Origin of the sequence: Mycobacterium neglectum (genome assembly GCF_002591975.1) — a bacterium.
GTDB lineage: Bacteria > Actinomycetota > Actinomycetes > Mycobacteriales > Mycobacteriaceae > Mycobacterium > Mycobacterium neglectum.
This window is the reverse complement of sequence record NZ_NVQE01000024.1, coordinates 75711-87071: the sequence shown is the minus strand read 5'-3', so window position 1 is coordinate 87071 and position 11361 is coordinate 75711. Positions and strand designations below refer to the sequence as shown.

General features: G+C 62.5%; 11 protein-coding genes. 2 read left to right on the top strand and 9 right to left on the bottom strand.

Annotated features, from left to right (window positions below; translation table 11 throughout):
* From CSQ99_RS30740 to CSQ99_RS19090, 9 genes are all read right to left on the bottom strand, one after another.
* Window positions 1-684, bottom strand: a 684-nt coding sequence (locus tag CSQ99_RS30740; protein WP_141562702.1) for a PQQ-dependent sugar dehydrogenase family protein, incomplete at its 3' end; no start/stop codon positions are given.
* 380 nt (window positions 685-1064) lie between these two features.
* Window positions 1065-2522: a sugar transferase gene (locus CSQ99_RS19120; protein ID WP_245908991.1), complete on the bottom strand. Its 1458-nt coding sequence runs from the start codon at window positions 2520-2522 to the stop codon at window positions 1065-1067.
* A gap of 690 nt (window positions 2523-3212) precedes the next feature.
* Window positions 3213-3464 carry a hypothetical protein gene (locus CSQ99_RS30735; protein ID WP_141562701.1) on the bottom strand — a complete coding sequence of 84 codons (252 nt, stop codon included), beginning with the start codon at window positions 3462-3464 and terminating at the stop codon, window positions 3213-3215.
* Window positions 3465-3606: 142 nt separating this feature from the next.
* Complete coding sequence (locus CSQ99_RS19115; protein WP_099040581.1) at window positions 3607-4776, bottom strand: lipid-transfer protein; 1170 nt, start codon at window positions 4774-4776, stop codon at window positions 3607-3609.
* On the bottom strand, window positions 4776-5189 hold the full coding sequence (locus CSQ99_RS19110; RefSeq protein ID WP_099040580.1) for a MaoC family dehydratase: 414 nt from the start codon (window positions 5187-5189) through the stop codon (window positions 4776-4778). Before CSQ99_RS19110 ends, CSQ99_RS19115 begins: the two co-directional genes overlap by 1 nt.
* On the bottom strand, window positions 5186-6151 hold the full coding sequence (locus CSQ99_RS19105; RefSeq protein ID WP_099040579.1) for a bifunctional MaoC family dehydratase N-terminal/OB-fold nucleic acid binding domain-containing protein: 966 nt from the start codon (window positions 6149-6151) through the stop codon (window positions 5186-5188). Before CSQ99_RS19105 ends, CSQ99_RS19110 begins: the two co-directional genes overlap by 4 nt.
* Window positions 6152-6203: 52 nt before the next feature.
* Window positions 6204-7367 (bottom strand): acyl-CoA dehydrogenase FadE29, encoded by a 1164-nt coding sequence (gene fadE29, locus CSQ99_RS19100; RefSeq protein ID WP_099040578.1) that lies wholly within the window; start codon window positions 7365-7367, stop codon window positions 6204-6206.
* Between the two features lie 2 nt (window positions 7368-7369).
* The gene (locus CSQ99_RS19095; RefSeq protein WP_099040577.1) at window positions 7370-8395 is read right to left on the bottom strand and encodes an acyl-CoA dehydrogenase family protein; all 1026 of its coding nucleotides are present in this window, start codon (window positions 8393-8395) and stop codon (window positions 7370-7372) included.
* A gap of 22 nt (window positions 8396-8417) precedes the next feature.
* Complete coding sequence (locus CSQ99_RS19090) at window positions 8418-9671, bottom strand: cytochrome P450 (protein ID WP_099040576.1); 1254 nt, start codon at window positions 9669-9671, stop codon at window positions 8418-8420.
* A gap of 129 nt (window positions 9672-9800) precedes the next feature.
* Between CSQ99_RS19090 and CSQ99_RS19085 the strand changes: the two genes are divergently transcribed.
* Together CSQ99_RS19085 and CSQ99_RS19080 are read left to right on the top strand one after the other, a co-directional pair.
* A complete protein-coding gene (locus CSQ99_RS19085; RefSeq protein WP_099040575.1) occupies window positions 9801-10964 on the top strand; it encodes a steroid 3-ketoacyl-CoA thiolase in 1164 nt (387 codons plus the stop codon).
* Entirely contained in the window at window positions 10964-11353 is a 390-nt protein-coding gene (locus CSQ99_RS19080) for a DUF8021 domain-containing protein (RefSeq protein WP_099040574.1), read from the top strand. Before CSQ99_RS19085 ends, CSQ99_RS19080 begins: the two co-directional genes overlap by 1 nt.
* The last annotated feature ends 8 nt before the right edge of the window (window positions 11354-11361 follow it).

Sequence of the window (11361 nt, the reverse complement as noted above, 5' to 3'; positions counted from 1 at the left end):
CACTGCGATCAGCCCTCGAACGCGAGACCGCCGAATCTGTCGTACCCGAAGTGCACAATGATCAAGTGAGCGCAGCCTGATGCTCACCGGACCGCCACCGAAGTTCCACGGAACTCGGGACATCCTCGCATGACTCACCGAATCGACTTTGATGTAGTTGTCGACGTATTCCCCCGTTTGGGCGTCAAAGCCGGACTCGGGCAGGCCAATATCGTTGGTGCTGTCGATAGCTCCGGCCCCGCTAATGTGCTGAAGCGTCCGCGGCTGCAGCTCGGCGACGCCTGGAACAACGACGCCACCCAGCAAAATCACTTCGCTGCCGGGAACCGCCGTAGTGTAATTGGTCGCAGCATTGGCCGTGAAGCGCACAAGGTAGGCAAAGCGGTTTCCCCCGCCGTCTGGCCTCGCTTCCGGGTCGGGGTTGCCAACGGCGTCAGGGGGATCAACAACATAGAACGCGTAGATGAAATTGTGCTCCGGCTGACCTGGCTGAACTGGCTGACCGAAATTGGGATGCAACACGATATCGAGTAAGCCACGATCCTGAATATCATTAACTTTCGAACTTATATCGATAAAGATCGCTTGTTGAACACCGGTATCAACATTGAATACTTTGATTACGCCGCCTTTTTCGGCAACATAGATGAGCGATGGATCATGTGGGGCAAATTCAAACGCCAACGGTTGATTCAGGGAACCTGAAACTACGACCTGCTGCGTGACGCTATAATTCGACGTCAGCGGAGGTATAGGGGCTCTTCGATTTTAATGGGGCAGTTGTGATTTCGCTCTCGTAGGGCGTGTCGCTGCATGGGGAGGCCCTTGGTCTTCCGAAGGGCCGCAACCCAGACTTTACCCTGATTGCCCGGTCAAAATCGAAGAGGCCCTATGTCCCGAGATCAAACACGTCACCGTCGCCCAACGCGACCTAAATTCTCCACCTAAAGCAAATTGACGACGGACAGGACCCGCGGTAGGGCCGCTCGACCGCGACACCGTCAGGTGCCGGTTGAACCACGTGTGCAGTGGATATTCCGAATTACGATCCGCCGAGGTCTATGTCAGTAAGCACCCGACCGCGAAAATACCGCCCGCACCGTCTTCGCGATGATCAAAGCATCACTCACCATCGACCAATTGTCGACATACGACAGATCAAGTCGAACAGACCTTTCCCACGACAAATCGGAACGCCCGCTGACCTGCCATAAACCAGTGACGCCGGGCTTAACGAGCAGCCTTCGCTGCACATCGCCGTCGTACGCTTCGACTTCGCGTCTCAGCGGGGGCCGCGGCCCGACGACACTCATCTCTTGTCTGAGTACGTTTATGAACTGCGGCAGCTCGTCGATGCTGAAGCGGCGCAGTATCCGACCGATTGGTGTTATGCGCGGGTCTTCGCGGATCTTGAAAAGTAGACCGTCGCTTTGGTTTTCGCCGAGCAGGCTCTCCAACTGCTTATCCGCATCTCGGACCATGGTGCGGAATTTCAGCATTGAGAAGGGCTTGCCATCGATTCCGATGCGTTCAGCGGAGTAGAAAACCGGCCCCCTGCTCGTGAGCTTGATCGCAATGGCGGTCGCAACGAGGATCGGTAGTGTTCCGATCAGGGCTGCCAACGCGAAGCACGTATCGAAGGCACGCTTCTGGAATCCCTTCGTTCCCTGATATTGCGGCTTGTTGATATGTAAAAGCGGCAATCCGGCGATCGGGCGCATCACCAACCGATTCAGCGCCACATCCATCACGCCGGGTGACACCATGAGGTCGACGCCCATCGGCTCTAGTTCCCAGATAAGCCTGCGAAGCCCCTGAACGCCGAAGTCTCCTGTCCCAGCGATCGCAACCGTGTCGGCACCACAATCGCGGATCGCCTGAAGTGCGTACGACGCACCACCAAAGATCGGAATCTCGCGATTGTTGACGACGAGGAGCTCGTCATTAGGAGCTCCATGGCCTGTAATGCAAGCGCCAACAACCTGATAGCCGTTCTTGGGATCCTCGGTCAGCTCGCTGGCCAGGCTCGCGACCGCATCGCTACCGCCCACTGCCAACACCGCAGTGCAATATGCACCATGAGCGCGTTTGCGCGCCGCATAACGCCGCCACATCCATCTGCTCAGAACCAATCCGAGAATGCCCGCGGGAAGAGCGACCGCGAGATAGCCGCGCGAGATCGAAAGCTTGAGGAGCAGTTCGGCCATGGCAATGGCGCCGAAGGTCCAGAAGGACGCGGCCACCACGCGCCGATACTCCTCGGTGCCGGCACCGACATACCTCGGGGATCTACTATGGAAGAAGGCCAGCGTCGACAGCCAAATGACCACGAGCAGAGCCGAATAAGCCGTCACATAGGTATTTACATAGCTGGATGCCGTGGCAGGAGCGCCGAATCGGACAAGTTGGGCCAGTAGTACGGCTGAACACACCACCAGCGTGTCCGTGATTCGTATGTGGGCAGCATAGCGCCGTTCCCAAGTTGTGCGGTCGGGCACCGTACGCCGCGGTTCTATCGCCACAGCTTCCGAGATGGTTTGCGAAGCGTTACTCAGCGCAACTGCGTCATTGCTATTCGGCCGCAACAGATTTGGAGGAGCGATGACCGCCGAAGACTCGGCTTGACCGCTCGGAGGGTCGGAAACAATGGTCGGCCTAGACATTGGGCACTAGCCGTCACGCCCGTGGCGGCATACACCGGCAGCGCTCGTGGCATGCCCCAAGCGACGGCGTGCGGAGATACCCAACACGTGCATACAACCATCTCCTATCGGGCGCGTGACGCCAGTCGAACCGACGATCACCAAGCAATCTGGACTATTTCCAACTTGGACTCCAGGGCGCTTCGTGCCCTTGTGCCGCTGAACATAGCATCGGCAAACTACGCACAGCAACCCGAATCGAGCCAAATTTTGAAGAGTTTGCAAATGCATCCTTGTGCACGGCGCTGCCGTTGCCACAGCCAGCTGTGTCGTCCTATATTGCCTGGTCACGACGTTACTTATACGACCTTGGAGAATGCTGTAGATCTGACACTGTGGTCAAAATCATCTTTTCTTGCGGATATAGCAATACTCAACGCAAATGTTGAACAGGTTGATGGGCGACCCGGATGAGGAGACGACAGCCATGATCTGAATGTCGCGGAACAGGCAAAGGCATACCACCTCGCCTACACTCGCCCCACACCGATTACTGGCCCGCCTCGCGCGTCAACCTGACGGTCCGTCCGGTGGTCGGCCTTGATAGGGCCCCTGTGCCTTGGTAGGCACGACTGCCCCCGGCTGATACAGCGGAATGCCCGGCTCGCAGTCGTCACGTGCGGCATGTACCAGCGCATCGACTTTGGCCGAGGAGAGCAGCAGGCGGGTCTTGCCAATCCAGCCGCAGGTACAGCGCCCTTGATTCCCGCGCCGAACCCGAATCACGACGACGACGCCTCGTCCGCCCGTCAAATCGCTCATTTTGGGAGGTCACCAACCTCGAGGGTGTCTGAAGTCCGGGTTCGTCGCTACGGCCATGGCCGCCAACACCTTTCGTACGGGTGGCTTGATCCAGCACTGAATGCCGCGCAGCAAGTCAACATGGTCGACTACGAGCTTACGGCTAGCAGCCAAGTATCAAACCCGATGTGGGTACGCCGGTGCCAGCAGTCACGAGCACATGCTCAACATCCGGAACCGGATTCACCGACGTCCCGCGAAGCTGGCGGACACCTTCGGCGATGCCGTTCATGCCGTGAATATACGCCTCGCCGAGCTGACCACCGTGGGTGTTGATCGGCAACCTGCCGCCGATCTCGATCGCCCCGTCCTTGATGTAGTCCTTCGCCTCACCCGGCGCGCAGAACCCCAACTCCTCCAGTTGGATGAGAGTGAACGGTGTGAAGTGGTCGTACAGGATCGCGGTCTGGATGTCGGCCGGCGTCAGACCGGATTGCTCCCAGAGCTGCCTACCTACCAGGCCCATCTCCGGCAGGCCCAGCTCCGATCGGTAATAGCTTGTCATCGAATACTGGTCAGGACTGGAACCTTGGCTCGCCGCCTCGATGACAGCGGGCCGGTGCTTGAGGTCCTTGGCCCGCTCGGCGGACGTAATCACCAGCGCCACACCGCCATCGGTTTCCTGACAGCAGTCGAGCAACCGCAGCGGCTCGGCGATCCACCGCGAATTCTGGTGATCCTCGATGGTGATCGGCTTCTCGTAGAAGTACGCCTTCGGATTCTTGGCAGCGTGCTTGCGGTCGGCCACCGAGACGGCACCGAAGTCTCTACTCGTCGCACCGGAATAGTGCATGTAGCGCTGGGCGATCATCGCCACCTGGGCGGCCGGTGTGGACAAGCCATGTGGGTAGGAGAACGAATTGTCCACACCTGTGGAGTCCGCGTTCTCCACCAGCCGCATCTGCACCTGGCCGAACCGCATCCCCGATCGCTCGTTGAAAGCCCGGTATGCCACAACGCAATCCGCGACTCCTGTCGCCACTGCGATCGCCGCCTGCTGAACCGTGGCGCAGGCCGCGCCACCGCCGTGATGGATCTTGGAGAAGAACTTCAGCTCCCCGATGCCCGTGGCGCGTGCGATCGACACCTCGGTGTTGGAGTCCATGGTGAACGTCACCATGCCGTCCACATCTGCAGGTGTGAGTCCGGCATCCGTCAAGGCGTCCAGCACGGCTTCCGACGCCAGCCGCAACTCGCTGCGGCCGGAGTTCTTGGAGAAGTCGGTGGCGCCGATCCCGACGATCGCCGCCTTCCCGGACAATTCGCCCGGCATCAGGCGCTTTCTCCGAAAGTCAGTGTCGCGGTGGCGATCACATGGTCGCCAAGGCTGTTGCTGCCAGTCACTTTCAACGAGATCACGCCGTCGTCGACCGCGGTCACCTCACCTTTGAACGTCACTGTGTCGTAGGCGTACCACGGCACGCCGAGCCGCAGCCCGATCGACTTGATGATCGCGTTCGGACCGGCCCAGTCGGTGATGTAACGCTGAACGAGACCGGTGTCGGTAAGGATGTTGACGAAGATGTCCTTGGAACCCTTGGCCTGTGCCTTGTCCCGGTCGTGATGGACATCCTGATAGTCCCGCGTGGCGATCGCCGTCGACACGATGAACGTCGGGTCGCCGTAGAGCGAGAGCTCGGGCAGCTTGGTGCCCACCTCGATAGACGATGCTGTGGGTGCGCTCATTTCGCGGGCTCCCATGCGTAGTTGGTCCAGGCGGGCCCTGAATCGCCTTCAGGGAAGTCGATATACATTGCGCGGACCGGCAATCCGATCTCCACGCTCGCTGGGTCGATATTGCGGAGCTCGCCGAGCATCCGCACCCCCTCCTCGAGTTCGACCAGCGCGATGACGAAGGGCAGCGTGCGGCCCGGCACCTTCGGAGCGTGGTGCACCACGAAGCTGAACACCGTGCCCTTGCCCGAGGCGACGACATAGTCGGTCGGTACCTCTTTGTCTTGCCAGAGCGCCGGTACCGGCGGATGCTGAAGCGTTCCGTCGCCGCGCTTCTGGATACGCAATTCGTGCGCGTCGACGCCGTCCCAGAAGAACTTCGTGTCACGTGACGATGCGGGCCGCATCATGGTGTCCGCGTCGAGGTCGTCGGGCACGGATCCTGCCGATGCAGTGTCGGCCTCGGCAGGCCTGAATTTCATGATCCGCCACATCATTTCGGCGACGTCTTCATCGCCGACCTGCCAGGAGATCTTCTGGGTGATGAAAAACCCTTCGCCGAGCGCGGTCCGCTTGGGACCGACGACGTCGGTCAACTCCGCCGCGACGCTGACCTCCTCGCCGGGACGCAGGTAGCGGTGGTAGGTCTGCTCGCAATTGGTCGCTACGACGCCGATGTAGCCGGCGTCGTCGAACAGGCCGAGGATCTTGCCCAATGGATCGTCGTCGGGCCGGTTGCCGCCCAACCCCATCATGGTCCAGACTTGGATCATCGCCGGCGGAGCGACGGTGCCGGGATGGCCAGCCGCCTTTGCGGCCGCCTCGTCGACATAGATGGGGTTCTCGTCCCCCATCGCATCGAGCCAGTGGTCGATCATCGGCTGATTCACCGGGTGACGGGCGACCCGTGGCTTGCTCTTACCCTCGGCCTTGACCCGCTCGGCGGCCGCCTTGATGTCCTCCACCGCGCTCATCTGAGTCCTCTGTCCCCTGCACTTCGTGCGGGGCCCCACTTCGCGCGAGCGCTCATCGCGGAACCCTCGGAACCTTCAGTCCTGCCGCCGCGATCATCTCCCGCATCACCTCGTTGACACCTCCGCCGAACGTGATCACCAGATTGCGCTTGGTCTGCGAGTCCAGCCACTCGAGCAGTTCGGCGGTATCCGCATCGGCGGGGTTGCCGTACATGCCGACGACTTCCTCCGCGAGGCGGCCGGCGTACTGGATGCGCTCCGTGCCGAACACCTTGGTGGCCGCGGCATCGGCGACGTCGATGGTCTCGCCGGACGCGGCAACCTGCCAATTCAACAGTTCGTTGATCCGCCACATCGCCTTGAGCTCGCCGAGCGACCGCTTCACGTCATCGCGGTCAAGCGGGGTGTCGCCATTGGAGCCGGGCTTGGCGGCCCAGGTATGAACACGGTCGTACAGCGAAGCGAATCGCCCTGCCGGACCGAGCATCACGCGCTCGTTGTTCAGCTGGGTGGTGATCAAGCGCCAGCCGGCGTTCTCCTCGCCGACAAGCATCTCGGCGGGAACGCGGACGTCGTTGTAGTACGTGGCGTTCGTGTGGTGCGCGCCGTCGGACAGGATCATCGGCGTCCAGGAGTAGCCGGGATCCTTGGTGTCGACGATCAGCATCGAAATGCCTTTGTGCTGAGCGGCTTCCGGATCGGTGCGGCACGCCAGCCAGACGTAGTCGGCGTCGTGGCCTCCGGTGGTGAACACCTTCTGGCCGTTGACGATGTACTCGTCGCCCTGCTTGACCGCGGACGTGCGTAGCGACGCGAGGTCGGTGCCTGCCTCCGGCTCGGTGTAGCCGATCGCGAAATGCACCTCACCGGCGAGGATTCCCGGCAGGAACTTCTTCTTCTGAAGGTCGGTACCGTACTGCTGCAGCGTCGGCCCCACGGTCTGCAGGGTGACGGCGGGCAATGGCACGTCGGCACGATGTGCCTCGTTGACGAAGATCGATTGCTCGATGGGGCCAAAGCCCAGGCCGCCGAACTCCTTGGGCCAGCCGACGCCGAGTTTGCCGTCGGAACCCATGCGCTTGATGATCGAGCGGTAGGCCTTGCCGTGGCGGTCGCCCTCCATCTCGGCGGCCTCTTCGGGGGAGATGAGGTTCGAAAAGTACTGCCGCAGTTCGGCTTGAAGCTGCCGCTGCTCCGGGGTCAGTTCTATGTACATCCCTATTTCCCGTCGCTTCGCTCGCCCAGTGCAGCTCCAACCAAGTCCAGTCGGTGCGACGGCCCGCCCACCATCCGGGTCAGATCCTTGATGCTCGAGTAGTAGCGGTCCATCGGATAGTCGATATCCATGCCCATCCCACCGTGCAGATGGTGGCAGAGCTGCATCACCGGCGGCGCTTGGGAGGCCAGCCAGTAGCCGAGGATGTCGATGTCGTCGTCGGCGTCCAAACCTTCCGAGAGCCGCCACAACACCGAGGTGGAGGCCAACGTCAGTGTGCGCGAGGCGATGTAGACCTCGGCAAGCTGCGCCGCGACCGTCTGGAAGGTGGACAGCGGCTTACCGAACTGCTCGCGATTGGCGACGTAGTCCGCGGTCAACCGCAAGGCGCCCGCGACCAAACCCGACGCGAACGCGCCGATGGCAGCGAGTGCCAGCTGGTTCACCCGCCGCGGCTGCGCGCCCTCGAGCACTCCGTCGACCTCGGCATCGCTGAACGTCACCGAGTACTCGTCGCCGTGGTTGGCGGTCGGCGTCTTGACGACCTGCACTCCGTCGGCCTTCGGTGAGATCACCGCGACGGCGTCACCGGCCGTGACGATCAGCCAATCCGCTTGTTCCGCATAGGGAACCGCGACCTTGACGCCGTTGAGTTTTCCTCCAGAAAGAGTCGTCGCGGGCAGATCGGGTAGCGGCGCACCGGGCTCGTTGAGTGCCGCGCTGAGCACCGAGCCTTTTGGCACTCCGGCAAGGTAACGGTCCTGTTGCTCGTCGGAGGCCAGCTCCAGCAGCGGGATCAGTCCGAGGCCCAGAGTCGCCAGCGCCGGGCTGATGGTGCCGTGCCTGCCGATCTCGATCAGGGCCGTACTCACTTCAGCAAGGCCGAGCCCGTCGCCGTCAAGGCGTTCAGGCACACCGAAAGCCGTGATGCCGCCAGACACGATCGCGTCCCAGCTGTTGTCCCGGCCGAGCGCGGATGTCACCACATCGGCGACAGCCTGCTGCCCTTCGTCTGGACTGAAGTCCACCGAATCCTCCTAGTTAAGACGGCTACTGGGCTGCGGCCGCGCACTTGCCCGAGTAGTCGACCTGCCAATGCTTGATGCCGTTCAGCCATCCCGACCGTAGCCGCTCGGGCTCACTGATCGGTTTGATGTCGGGCATGTGGTCGGCGACGGCGTTGAAGATCAGGTTGATCGTCATCCGGGCCAGGTTCGCGCCGATGCAGTAATGGGCACCGGAGCCACCGAACCCGACGTGCGGATTCGGATCGCGCAGGATGTTAAAGGCATGCGGGTCTTCGAAGACCTCGGCGTCGAAATTGGCCGACCGGTACGACATCACCGCGCGCTGACCCTTCTTGATCGTCACGCCGCCGAGCTCGACGTCCTCATGCGCGGTGCGCTGGAACGCCGAAACCGGGGTGGCCCACCGGATGATCTCGTCGGCCGCCGTCGAGGGGCGTTCCTTCTTGTACAGCTCCCACTGGTCGGGGTTCTGCGAGAACGCGATCATTCCGTGAGTGATCGAGTTACGAGTGGTCTCGTTACCCGCCACCGCGAGCATGATCACGAAGAAGCCGAACTCGTCGTCGGAGAGCTTCTCACCGTCGATGTCGGCCTCGATCAGCGCCGTGACGATGTCCTCGGTCGGGTTCTTGCTGCGCTCGTCGGCCATGGCCATCGCGTACATGATGAGTTCCATCGACGACTGCGCCGGATCGACGTCGGAGAACTCGGGGTCCTCACCGCCGGTCATTTCGTTCGACCACCGGAACAGTTTGTCGCGGTCGTCCTGCGGCACACCGAGCAGTCCGGCGATGGCTTGCAGCGGCAGCTCACAGCTCACCTGCTCGACGAAGTCGCCGGAACCCTCCGCCGCGGCGGTCTTGGCGATGTTCTGCGCACGCTGCGCGAGTTCCTCTTCGAGGCGTCCAATGGCGCGCGGCGTGAAACCGCGGGAGATGATCTTGCGCAACCGGGTGTGGTGCGGCGCGTCCATGTTGAGCATGACGCTGCGCTGCAGTTCGACGTTCTCGCGCGTCATCTCCTTGGGCCAGGTCGGGATCGCCCCGTTCAGCCAGCTGGAAAAGACATCGCTGCGCCGCGACACCTCTTTGACATCAGCGTGCTTGGTCACCAGCCAATAGCCCTTGTCCTCGAAGCCGCCGGTGCCGCCGGGGATGTCGACCCAATGGATGGGCTCGGCCTCGCGCAGCTCGGCTAGCTCTTCGACGGGCAGGCCGGCGAGGTTGACGTCGGGATCCAGGAAGTCGAACTCGGCTGGAATCTTGGTGGGTGGCATGTGGTGGGCTCCTTCACAACACAAATTGCAACGTGTTCTAGTGCCAGTAAAACATGCCTTCTGCGCAGATAAAAGGCAGGTCACCATCCTCGCTTGTCAGAGTAATGAAACGTGTTCTAGCCTGACGGAATGGGTAACCCTGTCATCGTTGAAGCCACCCGCAGCCCGATCGGCAAGCGGAACGGATGGCTATCCGGCCTCCACGCCACCGAGTTGCTGGGCGCCACGCAGAAGGCTCTGGTCTCCAAAGCCGGCATCGACGCCGGTGACGTCGAGCAGATCGTCGGCGGCTGCGTCACGCAGTTCGGCGAACAGTCCAACAACATCACCCGGGTCAGCTGGCTGGTCGCCGGGCTGCCCGAGCACGTCGGCGCGATGACCGTGGACTGCCAGTGCGGCAGTGGGCAGCAGGCCAACGGGTTGGTCGCCGGCCTGATCGCGGCGGGCGCCATCGACGTCGGCATCGCCTGTGGCATCGAGGCCATGAGCCGCGTCGGGCTCGGCGCCAACGCCGGCCCGGATCGCGGAATCCTGCGGCCCGCGTCGTGGGACATCGACCTGCCCGACCAGTTCACCGCCGCCGAGCGCATCGCGGCGCGCCGCGGCATCACCCGCGAAGACATCGACCAGTTCGGCTTCGACTCGCAGCGCAAGGCCGCGGCGGCCTGGGCCGAGGGACGCTTCGACCGCGAAATCAGCGGCATCGAGGCGCCCGTGCTCGACGAGAACAAGCAGCCAACCAGCGACCGTCACATCGTCACCCGTGACCAGGGCCTGCGCGACACCACGCTGGAGGGCCTGGCCTCGCTGAAGCCGGTGATGGACGGCGGTATCCACACCGCGGGTACGTCGTCGCAGATCTCCGACGGCGCGGCCGCCGTGCTGTGGATGGACGAAGATAAGGCCAAGGCGCTCGGCCTGAAACCGCGGGCGCGGATCGTCAGCCAGGCACTCGTCGGCTCCGAGCCGTACTACCACCTCGACGGCCCGGTGCAGTCGACGGCCAAGGTGCTCGAAAAGGCCGGTATGAAGATGGGCGACATCGACATCACCGAGATCAACGAGGCCTTCGCGTCGGTCGTGTTGTCGTGGGCTCGGGTGCACAACCCGGACATGGACAAGGTGAACGTCAACGGCGGCGCGATCGCACTCGGGCACCCGGTCGGGAGCACCGGCAGCCGCCTGATCACCACTGCGCTGCACGAGTTGGAGCGCACGGATCAGAGCACCGCGCTCATCACCATGTGCGCCGGCGGCGCGCTGTCCACCGGAACGATCATCGAGCGGATCTGATGTCCTCGGCGCCCGCAGTCACCGAAGCCGAGCGCATCGCGGCCGCGCAGGCCTACATCGACGCGCTGGTCACCCATGACGCGGACAGAGTTCCGTTCGCCCCTGGGTGCACCCGCATCGAGGTCGGGCTGAAGACCGGGTTCTCGGGAGATCACCTGCGCCGCAGCCTGAATCGCGGCTTGCAGTACCGGGTCATCGCGGCGACGACGGTGCCCGAGTTCACAGTCGTCGACGGCGAAACCATCCGCGCGAAGTTCGACCTCGTGACGAAGCCCTCGCTGCTGGGACGCAAGGTCGGCGCCCACATCGACGAGACGTTCCAGATCCCCGCCGACGGCCTGATCCATCACATCCGAGCAGGGATTCGCCCGTTTGTGACCGCGTCATAGGATCAGCT